The organism is Xanthomarina arctica (genome assembly GCF_014638915.1).
Classification (GTDB): Bacteria; Bacteroidota; Bacteroidia; order Flavobacteriales; family Flavobacteriaceae; genus Xanthomarina; species Xanthomarina arctica.
The window spans coordinates 523660-549279 of sequence record NZ_BMFQ01000003.1; the positions used below are offsets into that span (position 1 = coordinate 523660).

Below are 25620 nucleotides of genomic sequence, written 5' to 3' on the forward strand. Positions count from 1 at the left end.
AAGAACTATGAAATCGGAATAAGGCTTTAAAATTAAGGACCTAATCCATATAACCCATTTTCTTCATCCAGTCGTCATTAAACATTTACCAACATATCTACTTCCATGGTCATGGAATACAACGTAAGAAAATAGTAATCTATGGTTATCAGGGAAGAAAGTTATTAATTTCATATATTCACAGCTTTAAACAATTAGCCGTTATTAACTAGAATTTGGTTATAATGGTGCATAAACCTTAAATCTATGAAAACATATTTAGGAATTTTATTTTTCGGTGCCATTTTATTTTCCGGATGCGATCAATCTAAATCTCAAACAACAAATAGTAATACAGATCAGACTGTTACGCAAGAAGAACCGGCAAAACAAGTAGTCAATTCTAATAACACCTCTATTACTCCTGCTCAGACTGCTCCTGGCATGAATCCCGCTCATGGAAAACCAGGTCACGATTGTGCTATTCCTGTTGGAGCGCCATTGAATACTAAAAATAGTTCATCACCTATGGTAAACCCTGGAAGTTCATCTCCTGTAATAAACTCGGGGAATTCATCACCAGTTAAGACTGCTCCAGGTATGAATCCAGCCCATGGTCAACCAGGTCACGATTGTGCTATTGCAGTTGGTTCGCCATTAAATAAATAATATTTTTGGCTTACTTACTATTCTAGCTTATTACTGAATACTTTAAATTATTTGAACTCATCTAAATAATCAAGTAAAACAGACACATAAAAAAACCTGAGCATATGGCTCAGGTTTTTTATATTGTAATGAGATTCTTCAGTCGTTTTACTCCTTCTGAATGACAGGTTATTCTATATAACCCATTTTCTTCATCCAGTCGTCATTAAACATTTTACCAACATATCTACTTCCATGATCGTGAAACAAAACCACAACCACATCGTCTTTTGTAAAGTGTTCTTTTAATTGCAATAATCCTTTAATTGCTGCGCCAGCGGAGTTGCCTAAAAACATACCTTCTTTTTTTGCTAACAACTGCGTGTAAACAGCAGCATCTTTATCTGTAACTTTAGTGAAGCCATCGATAATATCGAAGTTTACATTTTTTGGTAAAATATCTTCCCCAATTCCTTCGGTTACATAAGGATAAATTTCTTTTTCATCGAAAATACCAGTTTCGTGATATTTTTTAAAGACAGAACCATAGGTATCAATTCCCCAAATTTTCACATCTGGATTTTGTTCTTTTAAATATTTTCCAACTCCTGAAATTGTTCCTCCTGTTCCAACACCCACTACAAAATGCGTGATTTTACCTTCGGTTTGTTTCCAGATTTCCGGACCTGTACTTTCGTAATGTGCTTTCGTATTACTTGGATTATCATACTGATTTACATACCAAGAATTAGGAGTTTCTTCACCCAAACGTTTAGAAACAGAATAATAAGAACGAGGATCCGTAGGTTCCACATCTGTTGGGCAAACAACAACTTCCGCTCCCACAGCTCTTAACATATCTACTTTTTCTTTACTCTGCTTGTCTGCCATTACAAATATACATTTGTAACCTTTTACAATGGCGGCAAGTGCTAAGCCCATTCCCGTATTTCCAGACGTACCTTCAATAATGGTTCCTCCTGGTTTTAAACGTCCATCTGCTTCGGCATCTTCAATCATGGTTAATGCCATTCTGTCTTTTACAGAATTTCCAGGATTAAAAGTTTCGTATTTTGCTAATACCAAACATGGCAATTCTTCTGTTAGTTTATTTATTTTAACCAATGGTGTATTTCCAATGGTCTCTAGGATATTCTTTGCGTAATTCATGCTCTTAATTTTCAGGTGCAAAGGTATGTTTTTGCTATGAATTCACGAATAGTTTTTAAGAAGAATTATTTTGTACAGAAATGCAAACAACCACTACTTATTACCAGCTGTTTCCTATTCAAAGCGAATTGCCTTTACAGGAGAAATTTTAGTAATTATATATGATGGCAATAATAACATAACCAGACACAAGACAAAGGTTCCAATATTTAATGCTAAAATATAACTTAAGCTAATGTAAACAGGCGCTTCGGCTACATAATAAACATCTGGATTTAAAGGGAAAAGTTTAAAATATTTTTGAGCAAATAGCAAACCTAAACCTATAACATTACCCCAAATCAAACCTAAAGTAATAAGGTACGACGCATTATATAAAAATATTTTTCTAATCGCCCAATTGTTAGAACCAAGCGCTTTCAAGATCCCAATCATTTGTGTGCGTTCTAAAACTAAAACCAATAAAGCGGTTATCATATTGATACCTGCCACTAAAATCATGATGCCAATAATGCCATAAATGTTTTTAACGAAAATTTTTATCCATTCGAAAATAGAAGCGAATTTTTGTTCTACAGTAGTTACATTAAGTAAAGGTGGCGTGTTATGATAAACCTGATTATAAATATCGTTTAGCTTATTATAATCCGTTACAAAAACCTCAAAATGTCCAGCCTGGTTATCTTCCCATTTATTAAGACGTTGCAAATGACGTAGATCTCCAAGAACATAAGTTTCATCAAAATCTTTGAACCCTGAATTATAAATACCCACAATGTTATAGGTAATCATACTTGGTGGTTTGTTTGGATCGTCCTTTCTAAATAAAGTATTAAATGTATCTCCTAATTTAAAATGAAGTCTATTAGCTAAATATTGAGAAATTAAAACATCTTCATTTCTTTCATTTGAATAATCAGGAAGTTTTCCTTCTACCAGAAAATCTTGAAAATAAGTCCAATCGAAATCAGCTCCAACTCCTTTTAGAATGATGGCCTCAAAATCTGTTTCTGTTCTAATAATTCCAAATTTAGTAGCAACGGCTTGAATATGAGAAACACCTTCCACCGATTTAAACTCTGGATAAAAATCTTGATCTAAAGAGACTGGGTTGCCGCTTTCCTGAGAATTATTACTATCGAAATTAGAAATAACAATTTCACCATTAAAAGCCACAACTTTTTCACGAATCTTTTGTTGAAGTCCAATTCCAGTAGCAATTGCAATCATCATCACAATAATTCCTATAGCAATTGCCGCAATACCAATTTTTATTATTGGTGCCGAAACACTACTTTTATACGCTTTACTATCAATAATGCGTTTGGCTATAAAATATTCGAATTTCAAATGATGCAATTAAAATTAATTCAGTTCAAAAATACAGTTTTATTATTTGTTTTAATACTCATTTCCTGTGGAAACTTATCCAATGCTAAAAGTGAAAAACTTGTTAAGCATAGCAATGATAAGATTGCTTCGTCACAAGCTATTCGCGATACTAAAAGTATTATTGTTGGCGCAAATCAAACAGAAAAGTATTTACCTTTATTAAAAGGAAAACGTGTTGGAATTGTTGCTAATCTTACGAGTGTTATTTTTAAAAATCCTGAACAAACAAGTTATACACATCTAGTAGATTCATTAGTTGCTTTAAACATAGATGTTATAAAAGTACTTTCACCAGAACATGGGTTTAGAGGTGTGGCAGATGCTGGAGAATTAGTTGAAAGCGGAAAAGATAACAAAACAGGTTTACCTATTATTTCACTTTATGGGAAAAACAAAAAAGCATCTATTGAAGCATTTCAAGATCTAGATATTGTAATTTTCGATGTTCAAGATGTTGGGGTTCGTTTTTACACCTATATCTCTACCCTGCATTACATTATGGAATCCTGCGCAGAAGCTAATATTCCATTACTTATTTTAGATAGACCAAACCCGAATGGACATTATGTAGATGGGCCAACCCTTAAAATTGAGAACAAGAGTTTTCTTGGCATGCATCCAATACCCCTAGTTCATGGGTTAACAATAGGTGAATTTGCTCAAATGCTTAATGGTGAAAAATGGTTGGAAAATAAAGTACAATGTGATATAACCATTATACCAGTTGAAAATTATACTCATGATACGTTTTATCATGTACCTATTAGACCTTCGCCTAATTTGCCTAATGATCAAGCTATAAAACTATATCCTAGTCTTGGGCTTTTTGAAGGCACAGACATTAATGCTGGGAGAGGAACAGAATTTCAATTTCAAAGGTATGGAGCCCCATTTTTAGATAAAAAAATCTTTACTTTTTCTTATACACCTAAAGAAAATTTTGGTGCAAAGAATCCAAAACATAAAGATGTTCTTTGTTATGGCGAAAATTTAGAAAACAATCCCTTATATGGAGAAGTATCTTTAAAATGGTTGATGAAAGCTTATAACCATGCAACTGATAAATCGAAAGTATTTAATACTGCAAATTTCACCAAACATGCTGGAACAGCCATATTACAACAACAAATTGAAGCAGGATTAAGCGAAAAAGAGATCAAAGCCACTTGGCAGACAGATCTTGTTGCCTTTAAAAAAATAAGAGCCACTTATTTAATTTACAATTAAATATTAATCGTAAGGTCTCCCGTTCGGTCTTAAATTGTTTCGTCTATAATCTGCTCTAGATTGAATGTTATGGCTCCCAGAACGCGTATCTGAAAGATTATAAGCCTTAGAATACGCAGGCTTATTGCGTTCAAGAATGTTATCTATTTTTCTGGTTTTTAAATGCTTGGCATCCAAATCATCTCTATCTTCTATGGACGTTAAAGAACCTGAAAGCTGTGTATCTTTTACAACGTCTAAATTACTGTTATCTCCATTATTTGCTAAGCCAACCGGTTTAGGGAAATCTTTTATAATTTTATTTTCACTTAAATCCAAGATAGGAATATTCAGCCCAGCCAAATGACTATTTGAATGCATTGGATTCATACCTCTCATCAAGATAGAATCAATAGGCAATAATCTGGAAATTTTAAAAACAATGGTTTTTCTGTAGATATAGGTATCGTCACGACCCTCTGTATGAACCACAGCAAAAGTATAATCGCCCATAGGCAAATCGCTTAGAGGAATTCTAATGTCTTTTGTAACATCATTAATGGCATACACCTTTAAACCTGAAGTTCCAATAACTTCAATTTTATTAAGATCGAATTGACTTTCTAGATAGAGGGTATCACCGGAAGTATTTAAATAATGATTTAAACTTTGGGCTGAATCATTTACATTTTTAAAAATAGCAGAATACACAACATCTTGACTATAAGAAGTATTAAAGTAGGCTACAACTAAAAACGTAAACATTTTGAGATTTAGGGTCTTCATGTGTTTATAGTTTTATTTTGTTCAACAAAATTATTTCTTAGGTAAAACTCATTCCTTTGTTGAACAAAACAAAAATACGACAATGTGATTATCGGAAATAGAATCGAATAAGATATTCGATAAGTCTATAATTAAATTAGACTAACTGTTTTAGTGGCAACTAAATATCTAAATTTTAAGCATTTAATCGATTCTAACTTTTTATGATTTCGTAAAATTTAGATTAATTAGTGGTCACAGCCATAGGGAAAAAGCCAAAAACAGGAATCACATTTATGATTTTCTTCGAACAATTTCGTAGGTAGAATTTATAGGTGCGTAGGCTAAAAAACAAATCCAATTATTTTTAGGATTCTGAATTTATAAAATATCTTTTTCAGAAATAATAGTAGGATTATGATAGTCTTGAAATGGTTGTTTTAAAAGTTCGGTAATTTGTCCATTCTTAACTTCGTCTGGAAACACATCCACGCCATATACCAGTTTCTCTCTATCAAATTCCATATAAGTGCCAAAAACCCGATCCCAAATAGAAAATATATTTCCATAGTTAGAATCCGTATAAGGCAACACATAATGATGATGAATTTTATGCATATCTGGAGACACAAAAAAGTAACTGATAATCTTATCCAGTTTTTTAGGCATTCTAATATTGGCATGTGTTAATTGCGTAAAAACTACTGATAGAGATTGATAAATAAACACAACAGCAATTGGAGTTCCTACAATAAAAACACCCATTAAAGTGAAGGTAAAACGAATGACACTTTCCAAAGGATGATGTCTGTTTCCAGTGGTTGTATCTACATGATGATCTGTATGATGTACCAAATGAATCTTCCAAAGTGGATTCACTTTATGTTCCACATAATGCGCTAAATAAGCTCCAAAAAAGTCGAGCATCATTACACCCAACACCACATATAACCAAAGTGGCATGGTTGGTAACCAATTGATAATTCCAAAATGATTGACTTTTACCCAATCTGCAGTTAGTAATAACAAAAATGCTAGTCCGAAATTTATTATAATGGTTGTAGCCGTTAAAAAGAAATTTGGACCTGCATGTTTCCACTTTTTATAAGAAAATTTAAAAAGGGGAAAAGCACCTTCCATTAACCAAAATAAAGTGATTCCTCCAGCAAGAAGCAAACTTCTGTGAAATGTTGGAATCGTTTCGAAATAATTAAATATGCTTTCCAAGGTCTAAAATTTTTACTAAATATACTAAAAATTTTAAAGTCTTCAGTCACCGTCCTACGCTAAAGCTTCGGATGGGCATACAGTCTCAGTATTCAGAAATTTTTCATGAACTTTTATACTTTAAATACTATTTTAAAAATTGAGTCTGAGACTGAGACTGAGACTGAGACTGTAAACTAAACTTTAATCCGTTTCTTCATTTCTTCAACAATATTAAAAGCCGCTGGACAAATAGCCACATTTTGTAAGGTTAAATTAGAAATTTGTTGAAATTTCTTTCTGTCTGTATGCGGGAATTCACTGCATGCTTTGGGTCTAACATCATAAATAGAGCAATAATTATCAGCTCCTAAAAACGTACAAGGCACAGACTGCAACACATAATCTTTGTCTTCATCTATCCTTAAATACGTATCGATAAACTGTTGCTGTTTCATTTTAAAATGCTTGGCAATACGCACCACATCTTTATCTGTAAACAAAGGCCCAGTAGTTTTACAACAATTGGCACATTCTAAACAATCTGTCCGCTTAAATTCTTCGTTATGCAATTCTTGCATGATATAATCCAACTGCTTTGGGGGCTTCTTTTTAAGCTTGGCAAAGAAGTTTTTATTTTCCTTATGCTTATCTTTGGCGAGTTTTGGAAGGTTTTTAATAATATCTTGCATAACACAAAAGTAATAAAACTTGTTATTTAGAGCGATGAGAAAAATCTAAAATAATAAAGATGTTTCTTCTATGCTTAACATAACACAAAACACAAACCCTTGAAAGACCTATTCGGAAAAGCCTTATTAGATTACCAAAATGGTAATTACACTGAAGATTTAATTACGTCTACCAATATATCGGGTGAAGACGAACTCCCTCTTCCCTATTTGTTTAGAGGTTTTGAAGACATGCCGAAACTTGAAAAAAAAGCTTTGAAACTTTCAAATGGAAAGATCTTAGATGTGGGTTCTGGTTCTGGCAGTCATAGCTTGTACCTGCAAGAGAAAGGATTTGAAGTGAAAGCTATTGATATTTCTCTAGGAGCTATAGAAGTCGCAAAAAAACGTGGTGTTTTAAAAGCAGAATTAAAAGACATTCTCAATGAAACAGAAACTTTCGATACCATTTTATTATTAATGAATGGAACAGGAATTTTTCAAGAAGTTTCAAAAGTTGCTACCTATTTAAAACATTTAAAATCTTTATTGAATCCAAAAGGTCAGATTCTGATTGACTCTTCTGATATTAAATATATGTATGAAGATGAAGATGGCGGACTTTGGGTAGATACAAATTCCGATTATTATGGCGAGTTAGACTATTTCTTAAGCTATAAAAATGAAGACGAAGAACCCATGAAATGGTTGTATCTAGATTTTGAAAGCTTAAAATTTGCTTGTGAAAGTGTTGGGTTAACTTGCGAAAAAGTAATGGATGGAGACCATTTTGATTATTTAGCGAAACTTTATTAATAACAATCTCTCTGCGAAAAACTCTGCGCATCTCTGTGGAATATCAATAACGCAGAGATACACTGAGGAGCACAGAGATTTATTGCTTCACGCCATCAATAAAAGTTTGTTCCACTTTTGTGATTGGTATATTTATTAAGTCTGTAGTCATGATATCATGATCCAGAATGATAAAATCTGCAAATTTACCTACTTCAATACTTCCTTTTTCGTTCTCTTCAAAATTAGAATAAGCGGCCCAAATGGTCATTCCTTTTAGAGTTTCTTCTCTAGTTAATCCATCTGCTATCTGAAAACCTCCTTCAGGAAATTGCTCTAAATCCTGTCTAGCAACTGCGGCATAAAAGGTTAAAAACGGACTTACCTGTTCAATAGGAAAATCGGTTCCAAGAGCTACTTTTCCACTTGATTCTAAAAGTGTTTTGTAAGCATAAGCACCTTTAATACGTTCAGCACCTAGCCTATCTTCTGCCCAATACATATCGCTTGTAGCATGTGTAGGTTGAATGGAAGGAAGGATATTTTCATTTTTAAAATATTCAAAATCGTTGTCCGTAATTATTTGTGCATGTTCCACTCTCCAACGTCTATCAGTTTTTCCTTGCAAGGTTTTATCATAGGTTTTTAAAACGAAACTATTTGCCGAATCTCCAATAGCATGTGTATTCATTTGATAATTGGCCGCTTCAAGTCGCTTTGCTAAAGTTTCAAAATCTTCTAACCCAATAACCATGGCTCCAAAATGATTTTCGGCATCAGCATAAGGAGTTTTTAAAGCCGCACCACGAGACCCCAATGCCCCATCTGCGTATACTTTTACTGACTGTACATTTAGCTTTTCAGTTTTAATTTTTCCTTTAGGCAAGTAGTAATCAAGATTCTCTTTAGTATTAGAAACCATTCCGTACACTCGCATTTGCAAATCGCCTGTTTGTTGCAAACTATCAATTAATTCAATTACATTTCTATCCAATCCAGCATCAGAAACGGTTGTCAAACCTAAACTTGCGCATATTTCCTGCGCATCCATCAATCCTTCTATTTGAAGCTGTCTAGTAGGTTTCGGGAAAATATTATAAACCAACTCCATAGGATTATCGATTAAAACACCTGTTAATTCTCCGTTCTCCAAAACTACTTCACCACCATCTATTTTGGTGTCTTTGGTAATGTTTGCTAAATCTAAAGCTGCTTGATTACATAACAACGCATGTCCATCAATTCTGGTTAAGGCTATTGGAGTATTAGGAAATAAGGCATCTAATAATTTTTTGTTCGGGAAATTTTTGTCTTCCCAATCGTTTTGATCCCATCCACGACCAATAATAAAAGAAGTGTTTCTTTCATTTTGATAATCTAAAACACGTTTCATCACTTCTTCAAAACTGGTGGTTCCAGTTAAATCTACTGTTTGAAGATTCATTCCCATACCGTAAAAATGACAATGTGCATCTATAAATCCCGGAAAAACAGCTTGTCCTTTAGCATCAATAATAGTATCTGCTACAAAGTTGTTTTGAATATCTTTTGTAGTACCTATTTTGAAAAACTTACCGTCTTTTATGGCAAAAGCTTCAGCCTTATCGAAATTTGAATTTACGGTATAAACATTAGCATTTATGACGATGGTGTCGACTTGTTGCTTTTCTTTCTGACAAGACAGAATTAAGGTTAAAACGAAAATGGTTAGTAGTTTTTTCATAGGTATTTCCCATGCAAATGGGAGTCTTTTAAATAAGCTGTTAGAAAATTCGTGTAAATATATAAAAAACACCTCTAATGTTCACTTAGAAAACTATATTGAAATTCTTATAAAATCCACTCGAAGGGACAAAAAAAGCGCTCCAATTAGAACGCTTTTTTTAAAGTTTAGAATTTTTTAATAAGAAACGCACTTTTTAAATCTGAAATTTTTATATAATGCCACTCCAGATTCTATGGTAACCGTATTATAATCATCATAAAGGTAAACATCCTCAGGTAGAACCAAATAAACCTCTTCAGGTAATTCAGTTTCAAGGACTCCATCTGTAATGTTAAAATGAATACTATTTGATTTTAATTCCTCATATGCACCTTCTTCATTTCCTAAATTTTCTAATTCAGATTTTATTATAAAATAAATTTCTCCATTATAATTATTAAAATCTATAGGATTAGTATTGCCAGGCATACAATCTGCTCTAGCATATTCTATCCTGCCAAAAATTCCAGTATCTATATTATCATTTTCAATAAGAGGATTTTCTGTATCATCATCTTGACAACTAAAAGCTAAAAACAGCATTATGAGTGTTATTGGAATAATTTTTTTCATAATAATAGTAGGTTTAAAATAGTTTTATTAAAGTTCGTGATTTTTAAATTATTTGAATAAAAAAACTTTGTTGAATTCATAAATAGATCGTATTTCACTTCATACTTCTCTGTGACAAAATCTACTCTTTTATAATTTTAGAAGTTTGAATACCAGCCTCAGTTCTTATTTTAACAAAATAGACTCCTTTGGAGAAACGACTTAAATTTACTTTCGATTTATTTGTGTTTCCACATAAAACAAGCGTCTGTAATTGTCTGCCATTCACATCAAAAATTGAAATGGTTTCTAGAATATGTTTGCTATCAATCGTTAAGTTGCCTGAAACTGGATTAGGGTAGATTTTCACTACTGTTTGCAAGATTGATTCTTCAATACTTAAATTTTCAGCAACTGTTGTTAATTCATCGTTGGTGATAATTGGCGCATTATAATCAAAATATATTTCGGCATCGTTAGAAAATGTGTCTCCAAGAGTTAAACTTTCTAAGGTTTTAATTTTGAATAAAACATAGCCATCATTAGTAGCATCATCAAATGGCAAATTGATGTTTTCAAAAATAAATTCTACAATATTATCTTCTTTAATTCTGGTTACAAATTCATGACTTCCATTTAGTGGGATTAAAGACGATACATCATATTTAGTCAAATCAATGTCGTCTTTAACTACAATATTTAAAGCATCTGCAGTTCCTGTATTTTCAAAACGAATCATGTAATGTACAAACGCTCCAACTTGCTCTGGTGTAATGACTTTTCCTTCTAAACAGGTTTTATCGTTAGGATCGAAAGAATTTACTACGGTTTGATTTAGAATAAATTCATTATCGTCAGGCATCTCATCTCCAGAAACTGGATTAACAGTTGCAGTAAAAATTAGAACATCGTCTCCATTTAAGGGAGGAGTGTCTGTAGGTGTGTTTAAATTCATTGTGAATACAATCTCTCTACTTTCAAAAGGTAATAAGTTTGAAAAATTCCATGATAATTCATTTAAGATTTGACTGTCTGCAATTGGATTGGCTGAAGTCATATCCATAACATTACCTTGAAACATCAAGTCCACACTGCCACTAAGTTCTGTATTGCCTTTGTTTTTATAGATTATTTTGTAATTTGTATCAAATCCAGGTCTAGCTTGATCTATAGGCAAGATGGTAATTTCTAAATCGTTATGTGTACCATTTGGAACCACACAAAAATTTTGATTGTAAGGACTTGCCTCTGTTGGGAAATTGACAACTAAACTTGAAGGAGAAACTGTAAAATAGGTTGGATTTTCAATAATTGGAGTTATGGTATGAGAACTTGCTTGCACTGGAATAAAATAATTTCCACTAGCATTCGAAATACTTGTTCCAGCGACACTGCCATCTGTAATATTATATTTTAAACTTGGAAAAATTGGATCATTTGTATTACAGCCATTTGCATCAATATCTAACTTGTTTTCTCCTTGAATGGTGAAATAATCTCCGCCTGGAACAAAGCTACAATAGCTATTGACGACGCAGTTTGCAACACCTTCTTGATCAACTAAATATTGTACATTATCCAATTCACTTTCATCAACACAGATATACTCTAAATTGGGGTTTCCAGCAAAGTTTAATATATTTTCTTGTCCATTTTTTATAAACAATGTTGTTAATTCATTGACAGAACAATCTAAAATTACAAGATCTGTTAAGCCATTTATATTTAAAGTAGTTAATTGATTAAAAGAACATTCCAAGGTAGCTAAGCTTGCTAAGTCACTAACATCCAGTGTATTTAATTGATTATTTTCACAATTTAAAAAGCCAAGATTTAATAAACCATTAACATTTAAAGTGTTTAATTGATTACTTCGACAATCTATATAATCAACATTTACTAAACCGTTAAAATCAAGAGAATTTATTTCATTATTATCACATGAAAATTTTACCAGATTTGTTAACCCACTTAAATCCAAACTATTTAAATCATTATAATCACAATCTAATATTTTTAGATTTGATAAACCTGATAAATCTAAAGTAGTTAATTGATTGCTTTCAATTAGTAATGTTTCTAGACTTGTTAAACCACTAACATTCAGTGTGTTTATTTGGTTCCCATAACAATTTAATTGGGTGAGATTAATTAATTCTGTGACATCCAATGATGACAAATTATTACCATAAAGATTTATCTCTTCAACATTCACTAGCCCATCAATAACCAATGTATTAATAGAATTATTATTAGATGAAAGAGTTATAAGGTTTGATAAATTGCTTAAATCCAAAGTAATTAATTGATTATCTGTGCAGTTTAATGTTATGAGATTAGCTAAATCAATTACATCCAGATAGTTTAATTGATTATTAGAACAATCCAAATATTCTAGATCTGATAATTCACTTACATTCAAGTAGTTTAACTGATTATTAGAACAATCCAAATATTCTAGATCTGATAATTCAGTTACATTCAAGTTAGTTATTAAGGTTTCATTACAACTTAAACGTTTCAAATTAACAAAAGCTTCAATACCTTGAACATTATTGGCAGGTATGGCATAAATTTTAAGATCTAAAACTGCTTCTGCTTCTAAAACCTGTATCTCACCATCATTGTTTGTATCCACATCAGAATCATAAATACCATCATCATCAGTATCCACACAATTGGTATCTACTAACGCATATTTAAAAATAACATCTGGGATATAAACATTTTGAGCTTGAGAAAAAGAAACGACTAAAAAAGCCATTAGGAATAAGTAGTTATGTTTCATCTTAGATTATTAAAGGTCAGGTAATATAATAATAGATGTTATAAAATTCTATATTTATTTTAAAAAACATTTTAAAACATGCCTAAAGTTGGCTTAAGGGGACAATAAAAACACCCCTAAAGTTTTTTTAGGAATCCGTGTTGAAATCCTAACAAAGTCCCCTCAAGGGGACAATTAAATTTTTAGAAAGTTTTCAAGTGAAGGATATATAAAATTTTATAGTAAATTTAAATAATGGCAAATAAAATAATTCCATATAGATCTGACCTAAAATTCTTGGCTAGAGAGCTTAGAAAAAACAGCACCCTTGCCGAAGTGATTCTTTGGCAGAATATTAAGCAAAGAGCTTTAGGTGTTCAGTTTCATAGGCAAGTTCCCATGGTCAATTATATTGTAGATTTTTATTGTCATGAGATAGGTTTAGCTATTGAAATTGATGGTTCCATTCATGACCATTCTTTTCTGGAAGATGCTAAAAGACAAGGAGAAATTGAAGCTTATGGCGTTACTTTTATACGGTTTACCAATGAAGAGGTGAAAAAAGATTTGTTTAATGTTTTACTTGCTTTAGAAGATAAAATTCATGAATTATTGGGTTAGTTGTTTCCTGAAATTTTGCTGTTTTACCTCCAGAAAATGAAGGCAAACTACTAAGTTGTCCCCTTGAGGGGACCATAGGGGTGTTTTCGAGTGTTTATGGGTGTTTTTAAAACGCAAAAAGCGTTCTAATTAGAACGCTTTTTAATCACAAGATTCCTGCCTGCGCAGGAATTTAGAAATCAAACTTATAAGTAGCTCCTGCTAAAAATTGAATACCTTGAACTGGATAGTTCAACCAACGTTGGTAATTTTGACTGGCTATATTATTAACCTTTGCAAATACAGAGAACTTATCGTTAATATGATAGCCTACATGTGCATTGGCATCAAAATAACCATCTAAGGTGGTTGACCCATATGTTACTAAAGGAAACGTTGTTTCATACACTTGATCTTTACGTTCTCCAACATAAAATAAACTGGCTCCTGCAAACCAATGTTCGTCAATTTGGTAATCCATAAGAAGCGAACCAGTAATACTTGGTAAGTTCCAGGCTTCACTTTCATTATCTGTACTGTAAGCAAAGAAATCTGCTTTCAAACCTAATTTTAAATTTCTATTGACATCTACACTTAACTCACCTCCAAAATTAAAGGTCGAAACGTCGTCATAAACCACAGAAAACGAATTCCCATATTGGTAACTTTCGTCTGGATTTACAAATTCAATTTCATTATGTTTATAAAGAGCTTTGTTACTTTCTGCCAAATAAGCCGCTTGAACACTATAGCTTACATTGCTTGAAACCTTTCCTTTTAAACCAACATAAGCATTGTATTGTTGATCTGTTGGAGTGATTAATAAGGTTGGTGACACAAACATATTCTCTTGAGTAAAATTCTCATAGCTATTCTGAATTAAACCACCTTTAATTCCTCCAAAAGCAATTAACACTTCATCTACAACTCGGTAAGACGCTGTAATATTAGGATAGACATAAAATTTGCTTTCGCTAGATTCGGTATCGTTTAAATAATATAGAGAAACCCCTAAATCCAGAGTTAAATCATCCTTGATAAAACGATACGTTGGGGCAAAACCAATATTAAAATTTCCGTATTTATTTTCGGCATCTAAATTATAAAATCTCTCAAAAGAACCTCCAAGGTAATCAATCATAAGTTTCGCAGAGAAATCCAAATCTGCAATAGGAATATCTGCAGATATATCAGCAGAAAATCTATTTTCTCCAGATCCATAATTATCACCAAAATGTCTAAACATCACATTTGCGGTTTTAAAATAACTGTCGTTAAAAGAAATTTCCCCACCTAAATTTCCACCATAATAGGTATGACTAACACCTAATTGTGCTTCTGGAGAAGTTTCATTATAATAAGGTTGTGGTAAACCATACCAATTAAAAACTTGATGTTTGAAACCACCTTCAACCTGCCAGCTCATATCTCTTTCTTTTCTTGAGAAATTGACATTTAGGTTGGTATTATAAAAATAATCATCCAACAAGACATCGTCAATACCACCTTGAGAAGAATGATGACTAAAATAACCACCTACCTTATCTGTTTTGCTTAACGCATAATTTAAATAGGCCTCACCCAAAATAGTTCCATAATTTCCTAAACCTAAAGACGCATAGTTATCATAAAGTTTTACTGGTTTTTCTTTATCAACAACAGCCGCTTTCCCTTTTGCTGGTGTAAATGTAGAAGCTACTGGAAAAGAGAAAATATTGTACTCAATGGTTTTCTTGGTTGTTGTTACATCATCGTCCAAATTTGGCAATTCCTTCACTTTAAAAGCATCAGAAATAGTTGGCGCATATGGTTTTACTACTTGAATAACATCCGTTTTTAAAGTATCGCTATCTCGCTCTTGAGCTGAAATGTTACCCACTTGGAAACTAATTAGTAAAATGATGATTTTATGAATGTGCTTTCGCATAGAATTTATTTTTATTTACTATTGACGATTTATGACTGATAATTTTTGATTTATTTATTGCAAAACTGGACTGCCTGCCCGTCCGAAGCTTTACGGCCTTCGTAGCCACTTCGGCGTAGTAGGCTAGCGTCGGCGGGCGACTGAAAACTAATTTAATCTTCTTCAGGTAAAACAGAAGCATTGGTTTTAGCTTGCTCCTTCTTTATTTTGCTTAATTCTTCTTCGGCCTGAGTAACAACTTCTCCATATTCTCCAAAATTCTCAATCACACTTTCTAGAATATAAGTTGCTTGAAAAGCATCTTCCAATTGGTAATAATTCTTAGCCATAAGCACCAAGCCTTTAGCGCTAAAATATTTATAACTAGAATAGTCTTTTGCTAAACGTTGCACTGTTTCGTTTGAAGTCTGATAGTCTCCTGCCTTATTTTTAAAATAGGCATTGTAATATAAAGATTCGGCAGCCGCTTCTCCTGTTGCTGTTTTTTCAACTTCGGCATAAGCAGTTTTAGCGCGTTCCAAATTGTTTGTTTTTATGGCAGATCGTGCTATAATAAGATGTGCATCACTTTTTATTTTAACATCTACAACACCTTGATTCAATACTTTTTCAGCATAAGCAACTGCTTCAGAATATTTATTTAACTGATAATATGCTTTCATTAAATTGGATTGTGCATAAATAACATTTTGAGGAAAACTAGCCTCTTCTTCCAAACGCTTGAGCATTGGAATGGCTTGAATCCAATCTTTCTTTTCTAAATAAATTTGGGAAACCTTAAATAAAGATTCTTCAGTAAATTCGCATGGAGGTGCATCTACTACATAAACATAATGAGGAACGGCATTTTCCTTTAAGCCTTTTTTATCATATAATTGTGCTAAGTAAAAATGGGCTTGCAAAGCATGAATACCTTTAGGAAACTGTGCCAAATAGCTATTAAACTGCTTGATGGCATCATCTGTTTTGCTGTCCACATATTTCTTTTCGGCAGATTCGTAAGTGGTATTATCCAAATCGGCATCTGTAACTTCCACATAATCCAATGTTCTTACCCAAGTAGCATAATCGTTAACACGACCTAAATCGATATAAATTAAACGTGCAGAAGAAACGGCTTGATTGGCTTCTGGTGTTCCAGGGTAGTCTTTAGCAACGGCTTTAAATTTAATTAAAGCTTGTTCATTATCACTTTTATTATAATGAATTAAACCTTGACGCAACATGGAACCAGGCACAAATGTGCTCATTCTATAATCGCCCTGAAGCTTTTCATAAATTTTTAAAGCTTTCACATCTTCATTGGCTTTAACGTATGAATTTCCAAGCTCGAACATGGCATCATCCCGTAAAGTCGATTTTGGATATTTTTGAAGAAACGCTTCTAATTCAGTTATTTTCTTAGAGGCTTTACCTTCGTAACCATAACTTATGGCTTGCTGAAAGAATGCATAATCGGAATCAATCTTATTTATTTTAATCGCTTCATCATAAGCTTGAATGGCTTGCGCATACTGACTAGAAACAAAATTCGCATCTCCAAGTCTTAAATACGCATCGTTTAAACGAATAGCATCATCCTTTTGATTTGTTATAAACTGATTGAAAAACTGAATGGCTTGCGGATAATTTTTCTGCTTAAAATAGGTGTACCCCAAATTGTAATTTATGTTTTTGTATTCTGGAGTTTCAGAGGCATTTGATTGTTGCTGAAATTGTTTAAAACCAATTAAAGCGTCACTATAATTCGTGAGATTATAATTAGTTTCTGCTTTCCAAAAAGTTGCTCGGGTAGTGAACATGCCATCTCTTGGCTCTTTTAATGAATTTGAAAACATATCTAAAGCATCCTGATATTTTCCTTCATTATAGAGTTCCAAGCCTCTATAAAATGCCACTTTTTGATATGCTACTTTATTCTCGAAACTATTTTTTCCTTTTAATAATTTTAAAGCTTCCTGATAGTTTTTAGATGTAATATAAGAGTCGATTAAAAGCGTTTCTACTTCTTCCTTATAAGCTGTAGATGGATATGTTTCCAGATAGATGGTTAAAACTTGAGGAACGGATTGATATGGATTTCCTATTTCGTAACTAATTTTAGCATAATTCAACCAAGCATCTTCCTGAATTTTTAAATCGAAATCCATTTGAGACGCATTTCTAAAAGCATTTAAAGCTTCCTGCTTTTTCTCTAAATTCACATAACTTTCACCTAAATGATAATACGCATTTTGAGCCACAGAATTTTTTCCATCTACAATTTTGTTAAATTCTGAAATAGCGCTTTCATAATCTCCTTGTTTGTAATACGCATATCCTAACTGATAAAAATCTGTATTATTCCATTTGCCTTTTTTACCTTGATATTCGGATAAATAAGGAATTGCTTCCCCATACTTCCCTAAATTGAAATAGCTTTCCCCAATGATTTTATTAAGCTCAGACACTTCATATCTATCACTATTCTGCAATTGTTCTTTGGCTAATTTGATAGCTTCTTCAAATTTTCCAAGTTTAAAATTTAAATCTGCTTGATAATAAGACAGTTTCTCTTTGTATTTTTCGTTGTCGCTAACTTGATCGAAGTATTGATTGGCTTCCTTATAATCGTCACTTTCATAAGCCATAAAACCAATATAATATTTGGCTTGAGATCCATATGTTTGTGAATTTTCAATTCGCATCAAATACTTTTTAGCGTCTTTAAAATTCTTGGTAGTAAAAGCGACATACCCATTATTGAAATTAAACTTTTCAAGATCACCTTTTGCTAGAGAATTCTCATCTACTTTATCGTACCATTTTTTAGCATAGGCATATTTTCCATTTTTAAAATAGTAATCTGCAACATCCAGATAAGCTGTATTTCTTTTGGTACTTGTAGGATAATCTTTAACAAAATCCTCCATTAACTGGTCGGCATTTAACTGATTTAAACGCACAGCACAATTGGCAATATAATAAGCACAATTAGACTGTAAAAGATCGTTATCGGTTGTTTTCTTTATTTTAGAAAATAAAGTTTGTGCTCCGGCATATTGCTGGTTTTCATATAAATTTAAAGCGTTTTGAAAATCTGCTAACGGATTTGTATAAATAGCAGACTCTTGACTAAAACCACTTAAATTAAAGCTAAAAGCAAGAAAGAGAATTATTATTTTATGGATACTCATAAAGACGTTTTTTCATTTAGAATCAAAGGTAATTTAATCTCTATTTTATAACGTTAGAATTATGTTATAATTATAAACAGAGTTATTAATATTTTTCACTTATATAATGTCATCCAAAAAATAGCATCTTGAAAATTTCTTAGCTATATCTACAAAAACATACTTATATTTGATTTTTGGGTAAACAACTTATTCGTTTATCAAAAATCATTAAAAACCAATTGGTTTTTCCAAAGTTACCTATGCAAAAAACCTGTGTCATTATTCCATGTTATAACGAAGGGTTTCGATTTGATATCGAAGCTTATCATGAATTTTTGAAGTCTCATCAGGAACTAGATTTATGCTTTGTAAACGACGGAAGTTCAGACAACACCATTTCTATCTTAAAAAAACTAGAAGCTGATTTTACCCATGTTTCTGTGATTAATCTTGATAAAAATTTGGGAAAAGCAGAAGCTATTCGTTTTGCTGTTGAAAAAACAGATAAAAACACCTATCAATATATAGGATATTTAGATGCAGATTTATCCACTTCTTTAGATGAAATGTTACGATTAACTAGCTTTTATTCTGAAACAACCAAATTTATTATTGGATCTCGAATTAAAACGCTTAACAGTTCGATAGACAGAAGTCCAATACGTCATATATTTGGAAGAGGCCTTGCTACTGTTGTCAATATCTTTATTCTAGATTTACCTATTTACGACACCCAATGCGGTGCAAAATTGATAGAAACCTCCTTGGCAAAGGAAATTTTTAATGCTCCTTTTAAAAGCAAATGGTTGTTTGATATTGAACTTCTTTTAAGAACCATCAAGTTAAAAGGCATAGATTTTTGTTATCAGGCGGTTCTTGAAGTGCCTTTAAAAAAATGGCATGACCAAGGGAATTCGAGAATTACGACTTTGGACTTAATAAATGTGCCAATAGATTTATCTAAAATATATTTTCAATATAGAAAATAAGATGTTTAAAAAACTCCAAGAATATATTCTAAAATACCCAGTGGCTATCTTGCTAACCTATGGTATTCTTATACGATTATTGGTTTTTGTTTTTTATCATCATGTTAGCATTTTCCCGGATTCTGAAGATTACACCAATCTGGCACAATACCTTTTAAATTTCAGTTTAGAAAATTATACAGGAGAACGTACGCCAGGTTTACCCTTTTTAATTGCTTTGGTAGGTGGGAATTTATATTTAACTGTTCTTATCCAAACGCTACTTGGTATTTTAAGTCTGTATTTAATTTACGATTTCAGTAAAACGAAAACAGGCAATGTTCTTTTAGCTTTTTGGATTACCATAATAACAACCTCGTTTTTACATTTTGTGTTTTTTGAATTCGCTATTCTAACTGAAACACTTTCCATGTTTTTTCTATTCCTATCGTTTTGGTACCTTCAAAAATATGAGGTTTTAAAATCTACAACTCCTTTAAAGCATTATCTGGTTTTATCTGTTATTTTAAGTGTGCTGTATTTGGTAAGACCTATGTTTATTTATGTTCCTATTGGTTTTTCTCTGTTTTATCTGGTTAAAAATTTCAACTTCGGAATAAAAAAAATACTTATAAAAACGCTAGCTATATCTCTACTTCCACTAGTAACATTTTATAATTGGTGTTCCTTAAACGAAAGAAATATTGGACAATTTACTAGTTCGTATTATTTAGGAATGAATTTCGCACAAGTAGCCACTTCCTTTTTTGAAAAAGCTCCAGAAGAAGATAAACTTATTCGAGATGTTTTTGTAGCTCAACGTAAATATACTAGAGATAACCTTCCATACCATTTGTATCCTATGACTGCATGGTTTGCTTACAACCAGCTCATTGAAGAAACCGATTACACCAGATTAGAATTGATAAATGAAATGGGACGGATTTCTAAAGAATTAATTAAAAACAATCCCGATTTGTACGCCAAACAGGTTGTTATTTCCTTTAGAGATTTTTGGTTTACATCGTCACTTTTATGGAATGTCAATGAATTCCAAAATGTGACTATTAAAAAATCCCTTATTGGTCTTTGGAATTACCTCGAACACTATTTACTGATTTTAATAAATACACTATTCCTTCTATTTTCAATCAAAAAGTTATTTTACTTTTTTAAAATGAAATGCCAAGTCTTTGATTTAGACCTACTAATTGTTGCCATTGTGCTCTCTGGAGCCTTGGCTCAAGCGTTAGTAACTTATGGTTCAAATTCCAGATTTTCCTTTCCCTATTTCCCTTTAATTGTTTACTTTGTGCTGGTAAATGTAATGACCCTAAAAAACAACTATGCAAAACGTACTTTATCTTAAAGATGCTTCTATATATCAAGGTGACAACCTTGTACTTTCGGACATTAACATTGAAATAAACAAAGGCGAATTTGTTTATTTAATAGGAAAAACTGGAACTGGAAAAAGTAGTTTTATGAAAACTCTTTATGCCGATTTACCTTTAACTAAAGGTGAAGGAAGCATTGTGGATTTCAATTTAAGAACCCTTAAAGAAAAAGAGATTCCTTTTTTAAGACGAAAATTAGGTGTTGTATTTCAGGATTTCAAATTACTTACAGATAGAACCATAAACGATAATTTGATGTTTGTTTTAAAAGCTACTGGCTGGAAAAACAAAAAGGAAATGAGTACGCGTGTGGAAGAAGTTTTAAATAAAGTTGACATGAAAACCAAAGGGTTTAAATTTCCTCATGAACTTTCAGGTGGAGAACAACAACGTGTGGCTATTGCAAGAGCTTTATTAAATGATCCAGAACTTATTCTTGCCGATGAGCCAACTGGAAACTTAGATCCGCAAACGAGTATTGAAGTTATGGAAGTTTTGCAGGAAATTAATAAAAATGGAAATACCATATTAATGGCAACCCACGATTATGCTTTATTATTAAAATACCCAAGCAAAACACTTAAATGTGATGAAAACCAAGTGTTTGAAGTCGTTCAGAGAAAAACGACTCTTTAATTTTTTTCTAAATATTCATTAATTAACAATGAACATTTTTTTGCTCCCTGAGCATTTAAATGATCTGCATCCTGAAAATCTGCTGTAGTAAAACGTGGATCTCTTAGAAAGCTAAGGCGTTTAACATTTGTATTATTTTTTACTAACCTATCGCAAGTAGCTTCAATTTTTTTCAATTTCTCAGGATTCAAGAGATCTAAATAATCTTTAGTTACTGGCATGTTTATCAATATCACTTCAATATGTCTTTCTTTACACAAATCGATTATTTGCTGAATTCTTCCAATATTTAAACTAAAATCCATAGAACCATCTTCGTGTTTTCTGGAAATATTTTTGGCAATGGTTTTCAATTCTAAAGAATCTACAGTTGCCAGATATGTGTTTCCCCAGCCGTTAACATCAGAACCAATTAAAGTTCCTTCCGTTCTATAATCTCGATAAGATTTCCATGTTTTATTAAATTTTCGGGTTAAAGCCAAACTATACTTTTTTGGATTGTACCAATCTATTATTGGCACCTCCAAATCCATTTGAGCACTGTAAAAATATTTTCGCCAAATATCTTCCTGTGTATTATCTATTTGACTTAGCGTAGTATATTCTACAGAAATAATTACATACTTCAACTTTGGTAAATGGTTGATGTGTTTTTCTAATAAAAGTTTATCAAAATATATTGTTTGACTGATATTGGCCAAATTAAAGGAGCTAACCGAAAGCCATTCGGGATTGATGCCATAAAAAGTATGGGAATCTCCAAAAACCAACATGTTTACATCGTTATTTTCATTTAAAATCTGATTGTTTTTATAAGTATACGTATTTGGAACCGTTCGGTAAAATAATTCCGCTAAGATCCAAACCACCAAAATGGGAATTAAAAATAAACCGATATGTGTGAGTAACTTTCTCATTAAAACTGAAAATATATAAACGGTTGCGTGTCTCCTCCAAAATAAAATATCAATAGAACCAAACCATAATAAATAGCGATTCTTAATGGTTTTGAGCTAATAAAGTCTATTTCTAACAAATGTTTTTTATCTCTTTGTAGCCATTCAAAAATCATATAGATTATTAAGAATAATACCAAGCCTCTTGAAACCGTTGGAAAAGAAAACAACGACGCGGAAAAAAGACCTTGTAAATATAAAAAGGCGTGCGAGACATTCTCTGCTCTAAAAAACACCCAAGCCAATAGTACGATTAAAAAAGTGCTTCCGATTTGAAAAACAGTTTTCAAACTAGGTAATAATTTACCTTCGTCGGCTTCTTCCTTAAAATTAGCCTGTTTTTTTCGAAAAATAAGTGGCAGAAAAAATAACGCGTGAATAAAACCCCAAATAATAAAAGTCCAATTCGCGCCATGCCAAAAACCACTTAAAAGAAAAACGACAAAAATATTTCTAACCCATTTTGATTTTGAAACCTGACTTCCGCCAAGTGGAATATATACATAATCGCGAAACCAAGTGCTTAAAGAGATGTGCCAACGTCTCCAGAATTCAGTAAGATTTCGTGATAAATACGGCGAATTGAAATTCTGCATCAAATCGAAACCTAATAATCTAGCAGAACCAATGGCTATATCTGAATAACCTGAAAAATCGCCGTAAATTTGAAAGGCAAAAAAGAAGGCGCCAAAAAACAATGTGCTCCCGCTATAATCTGAATAATTAGTAAAAATCTCGTTCACAGCCAAGGCACAATTATCTGCAATAACCATTTTTTTGAAAAGTCCGAGTAAAATTAGGCGTAACCCATCTACACTTTTAGCATAATCAAATTGACGTTTTTTTTCAAACTGTGGTAATAAATTGGATGCACGCTCAATAGGCCCAGCTACTAATTGCGGAAAGAAACTAACGAAGGCAAAAAACGACAACATGTTATTTGTAGGTTCTAGCCTATTCCTATAAACGTCTATGGTATAACTTAAGGTTTGAAAGGTGTAAAAACTGATTCCAACAGGAAGTAAAATATTTAGCGTACTGGATTCCAAACTTCTTCCGAATAATGAAAAGACATCTTGAAAGGATTCTAGAAAAAAATTGTAATATTTAAAATATCCTAAAATTCCTAAATTTACCACGAGGCTTGTTAACAGAAGCAACTTACGATTGGTTTTCTGTTTGGTTGTAGATAAAAATAATCCAATGGAATAATCCACTAGAGAACTTAAAAAAATAAGCCCAAGAAAACGCCAATCCCAACAAGCATAGAAAAAATAGCTAACAACAAGTAAAAAAAGATTTTGAATCTTGAGGTTTTTCTTAAAAACAAACCAATACAACAAAAAGACTATTGGCATAAAAATGGCAAAATCTATGGTATTGAATAACATTGGTATTATTTAGAAGTTGGTTTAAAAATCTGATTTAAGATTTTATTAATGTAAATATATACTATTTGAAGTATTGATTACAAATTCGTTTTAATAGGTTTGAAATAACTAAAATAAACTAAAGAATATTATTCAAATCTTGTTTCCCTACGATTGTCATAATTTCGATCATATTATTATTAATCTTATAGAAAACACTATCGGTGCCACATACACAGCGTCTATATCCTACTTTTATGAAATCAACCGATTCGAAAGAATATGGTCTTTGAGCTATGATTTCAAAATATTCAAAAAACGAATCGAAGTACATATCTGCCTGAATCATTCCAAATTTTTGAACTCCGTATTGATGAATCCGAATTAAATCTTCTTTAGCCTGATTGCTTAATCTATACTTAGCCATTGAGTAAGGCCTTTGATTCCCTCAAAATTTGTTCCTTACTATCCAGCGTAAACCCACTTTTTTCAGCCTTTTCCAATTTTGCCTGGATCCAATTAATTTGAACTTGCTGATTTCTTGCTTGTCTAATCAAATCATTAACAAGTTCACTTTTGCTTGAATATTCATTTTTATCTATTTGATCTTTTAACCAATCATCATTTGGTTTCGTAAAAGAGATACTTTGTCTTGCCATAATAAGTCGTTTTGATGTAAATATACACCATATGTGAATCGTTTGCAAATTTATAAATCTTGGTATTCAAAATTTAAGTTATGATTAAATAAATTTTCCACAATTTGTTTCAATATTGATTAGATTTGAACAACTGATTATACATTCATGTTATCCATATTAATACCTACATATCATTATAATGCGCTTCCTCTAGCTACTCTTCTTGAGAAACAAGCTCTGGGAAACAAGCTTATATTTGAGCTTATTTGTGTAGACGATGGTTCTTTTTCTCATTTAAACCAAGAGAATCAAAAGATTAATAATCTAACCCATTGTAAATTTATTGAAGCTAAAAAAAATGTAGGCAGAGCCGCAAGTAGAAAATTTTTAGCTGAACAGGCGCAATATGATTGGCTTTTGTTTATTGATGTAGATGTCATCCCCAAAAATCCTGATTTCCTAATTAAATATCTTAAAGAAATCAAGAACCATCACGAAGCTATTTTTGGAGGTTTTGCCTATTTAGATTCATCTTATGAACCAAAAAAGTCCTTGCGTTATACTTTTGGTAAACAACGAGAAGAAGTGGATGCAACCCATAGAAATAAAACACCTTACAAAGTTATCATTTCGGCAAATTTTCTTATAAAAAAACATATTTACTTGGATCTAATCGAACAACATACTGAAAATAGTTACGGTATGGATTATGTCTTTGGCACCTTATTAAAAAAACATCAAATAGAGGTTTATCATATCAATAACGAAGTCATTCATTATGGTTTGGATGAAAATTCAGCGTTTTTAAAAAAAACAGAGCAGGCCATGGAAACACTTCATCATTTTTATGCCAATAAACAATTAACTAAAAGCGATATTAGCATTTTAAAGGCTTACGAATTTCTTAAATTATTCCATTTACAACACCTTTTCGGGAACTTCATGAACTTTTTTGACAGCTCGATAACTAAAAATCTAACTCAAGAAAATCCCAATTTATTCTTATTCGATTTATATAGATTAGGTTACTTTTGTAGAATTAAAAACTAGG

Annotated in this window: 22 protein-coding genes; 8 read left to right on the top strand and 14 right to left on the bottom strand. The window is 32.0% G+C overall.

Annotation, left to right across the window (positions count from 1 at the left end; genetic code table 11):
- Nucleotides 1–246: 246 nt before the first annotated feature.
- Complete coding sequence (locus IEV77_RS13555) at nucleotides 247–648, top strand: hypothetical protein (RefSeq protein WP_188465717.1); 402 nt, start codon at nucleotides 247–249, stop codon at nucleotides 646–648.
- Nucleotides 649–816: 168 nt separating this feature from the next.
- On the opposite strand, the gene IEV77_RS13560 is transcribed toward IEV77_RS13555, so the two are convergent.
- Both IEV77_RS13560 and IEV77_RS13565 read right to left on the bottom strand, forming a co-directional pair.
- Nucleotides 817–1797, bottom strand: coding sequence for a PLP-dependent cysteine synthase family protein (locus IEV77_RS13560; protein WP_188465719.1), 981 nt, complete (start codon nucleotides 1795–1797; stop codon nucleotides 817–819).
- A gap of 114 nt (nucleotides 1798–1911) precedes the next feature.
- Nucleotides 1912–3147 carry an ABC transporter permease gene (locus tag IEV77_RS13565; protein ID WP_188465721.1) on the bottom strand — a complete coding sequence of 412 codons (1236 nt, stop codon included), beginning with the start codon at nucleotides 3145–3147 and terminating at the stop codon, nucleotides 1912–1914.
- On the opposite strand from IEV77_RS13565, the gene IEV77_RS13570 reads away from it, so the two are divergent.
- On the top strand, nucleotides 3148–4416 hold the full coding sequence (locus tag IEV77_RS13570) for an exo-beta-N-acetylmuramidase NamZ family protein (RefSeq protein WP_229736673.1): 1269 nt from the start codon (nucleotides 3148–3150) through the stop codon (nucleotides 4414–4416).
- Nucleotides 4417–4419: 3 nt separating this feature from the next.
- Here the strand turns inward: IEV77_RS13570 and IEV77_RS13575 are convergent, their stop codons facing one another.
- The 3 genes from IEV77_RS13575 to IEV77_RS13585 form a co-directional block, all read right to left on the bottom strand.
- A complete protein-coding gene (locus tag IEV77_RS13575; RefSeq protein ID WP_188465723.1) occupies nucleotides 4420–5181 on the bottom strand; it encodes a hypothetical protein in 762 nt (253 codons plus the stop codon).
- A gap of 360 nt (nucleotides 5182–5541) precedes the next feature.
- A complete protein-coding gene (locus tag IEV77_RS13580; RefSeq protein ID WP_188465725.1) occupies nucleotides 5542–6387 on the bottom strand; it encodes a sterol desaturase family protein in 846 nt (281 codons plus the stop codon).
- A gap of 176 nt (nucleotides 6388–6563) precedes the next feature.
- Complete coding sequence (locus IEV77_RS13585; RefSeq protein WP_188465727.1) at nucleotides 6564–7058, bottom strand: YkgJ family cysteine cluster protein; 495 nt, start codon at nucleotides 7056–7058, stop codon at nucleotides 6564–6566.
- Between the two features lie 99 nt (nucleotides 7059–7157).
- Here IEV77_RS13585 and IEV77_RS13590 point away from each other — a divergent pair, with 99 nt between their 5' ends.
- Nucleotides 7158–7853: a class I SAM-dependent methyltransferase gene (locus IEV77_RS13590; RefSeq protein ID WP_188465729.1), complete on the top strand. Its 696-nt coding sequence runs from the start codon at nucleotides 7158–7160 to the stop codon at nucleotides 7851–7853.
- A 79-nt stretch (nucleotides 7854–7932) separates the two neighbouring features.
- Here the strand turns inward: IEV77_RS13590 and IEV77_RS13595 are convergent, their stop codons facing one another.
- The 3 genes from IEV77_RS13595 to IEV77_RS13605 form a co-directional block, all read right to left on the bottom strand.
- Nucleotides 7933–9555 carry an amidohydrolase gene (locus IEV77_RS13595; protein WP_188465731.1) on the bottom strand — a complete coding sequence of 541 codons (1623 nt, stop codon included), beginning with the start codon at nucleotides 9553–9555 and terminating at the stop codon, nucleotides 7933–7935.
- Between the two features lie 177 nt (nucleotides 9556–9732).
- Nucleotides 9733–10170 (bottom strand): hypothetical protein, encoded by a 438-nt coding sequence (locus tag IEV77_RS13600; protein WP_188465733.1) that lies wholly within the window; start codon nucleotides 10168–10170, stop codon nucleotides 9733–9735.
- A 121-nt stretch (nucleotides 10171–10291) separates the two neighbouring features.
- Entirely contained in the window at nucleotides 10292–12937 is a 2646-nt protein-coding gene (locus tag IEV77_RS13605) for a T9SS type A sorting domain-containing protein (RefSeq protein ID WP_188465735.1), read from the bottom strand.
- 234 nt (nucleotides 12938–13171) lie between these two features.
- Here IEV77_RS13605 and IEV77_RS13610 point away from each other — a divergent pair, with 234 nt between their 5' ends.
- Nucleotides 13172–13537, top strand: a complete 366-nt coding sequence (locus IEV77_RS13610) for an endonuclease domain-containing protein (RefSeq protein WP_188465736.1) — start codon at nucleotides 13172–13174, stop codon at nucleotides 13535–13537.
- Between the two features lie 172 nt (nucleotides 13538–13709).
- Here the strand turns inward: IEV77_RS13610 and IEV77_RS13615 are convergent, their stop codons facing one another.
- Complete coding sequence (locus IEV77_RS13615) at nucleotides 13710–15443, bottom strand: TonB-dependent receptor (RefSeq protein ID WP_188465738.1); 1734 nt, start codon at nucleotides 15441–15443, stop codon at nucleotides 13710–13712.
- A 152-nt stretch (nucleotides 15444–15595) separates the two neighbouring features.
- Nucleotides 15596–18619 (bottom strand): tetratricopeptide repeat protein, encoded by a 3024-nt coding sequence (locus tag IEV77_RS13620; RefSeq protein ID WP_188465740.1) that lies wholly within the window; start codon nucleotides 18617–18619, stop codon nucleotides 15596–15598.
- Nucleotides 18620–18861: 242 nt separating this feature from the next.
- On the opposite strand from IEV77_RS13620, the gene IEV77_RS13625 reads away from it, so the two are divergent.
- From IEV77_RS13625 to IEV77_RS13635, 3 genes are read left to right on the top strand one after another with little or no spacing between them, the layout of a single operon-like run.
- Complete coding sequence (locus tag IEV77_RS13625; RefSeq protein WP_188465742.1) at nucleotides 18862–19590, top strand: glycosyltransferase; 729 nt, start codon at nucleotides 18862–18864, stop codon at nucleotides 19588–19590.
- A 1-nt stretch (nucleotide 19591) separates the two neighbouring features.
- Nucleotides 19592–20938, top strand: a complete 1347-nt coding sequence (locus IEV77_RS13630; RefSeq protein WP_188465744.1) for a glycosyltransferase family protein — start codon at nucleotides 19592–19594, stop codon at nucleotides 20936–20938.
- The gene (locus IEV77_RS13635; protein WP_188465746.1) at nucleotides 20916–21602 is read left to right on the top strand and encodes a cell division ATP-binding protein FtsE; all 687 of its coding nucleotides are present in this window, start codon (nucleotides 20916–20918) and stop codon (nucleotides 21600–21602) included. Before IEV77_RS13630 ends, IEV77_RS13635 begins: the two co-directional genes overlap by 23 nt.
- Here IEV77_RS13635 and IEV77_RS13640 read toward each other — a convergent pair.
- The 4 genes from IEV77_RS13640 to IEV77_RS13655 form a co-directional block, all read right to left on the bottom strand.
- On the bottom strand, nucleotides 21599–22519 hold the full coding sequence (locus tag IEV77_RS13640; RefSeq protein ID WP_188465748.1) for a hypothetical protein: 921 nt from the start codon (nucleotides 22517–22519) through the stop codon (nucleotides 21599–21601). The two genes, IEV77_RS13635 and IEV77_RS13640, sit on opposite strands and share 4 nt — an antisense overlap.
- On the bottom strand, nucleotides 22519–23949 hold the full coding sequence (locus tag IEV77_RS13645; protein ID WP_188465750.1) for an MBOAT family O-acyltransferase: 1431 nt from the start codon (nucleotides 23947–23949) through the stop codon (nucleotides 22519–22521). Before IEV77_RS13645 ends, IEV77_RS13640 begins: the two co-directional genes overlap by 1 nt.
- 118 nt (nucleotides 23950–24067) lie before the next feature.
- Nucleotides 24068–24355 carry a type II toxin-antitoxin system RelE/ParE family toxin gene (locus IEV77_RS13650; protein ID WP_188465751.1) on the bottom strand — a complete coding sequence of 96 codons (288 nt, stop codon included), beginning with the start codon at nucleotides 24353–24355 and terminating at the stop codon, nucleotides 24068–24070.
- Nucleotides 24348–24587, bottom strand: a complete 240-nt coding sequence (locus tag IEV77_RS13655; RefSeq protein WP_188465753.1) for a ribbon-helix-helix domain-containing protein — start codon at nucleotides 24585–24587, stop codon at nucleotides 24348–24350. The genes IEV77_RS13650 and IEV77_RS13655 overlap by 8 nt, the downstream gene beginning before the upstream one ends.
- Before the next feature lie 147 nt (nucleotides 24588–24734).
- On the opposite strand from IEV77_RS13655, the gene IEV77_RS13660 reads away from it, so the two are divergent.
- Complete coding sequence (locus IEV77_RS13660; RefSeq protein ID WP_188465756.1) at nucleotides 24735–25619, top strand: glycosyltransferase family 2 protein; 885 nt, start codon at nucleotides 24735–24737, stop codon at nucleotides 25617–25619.
- Nucleotide 25620 lies beyond the last annotated feature (1 nt).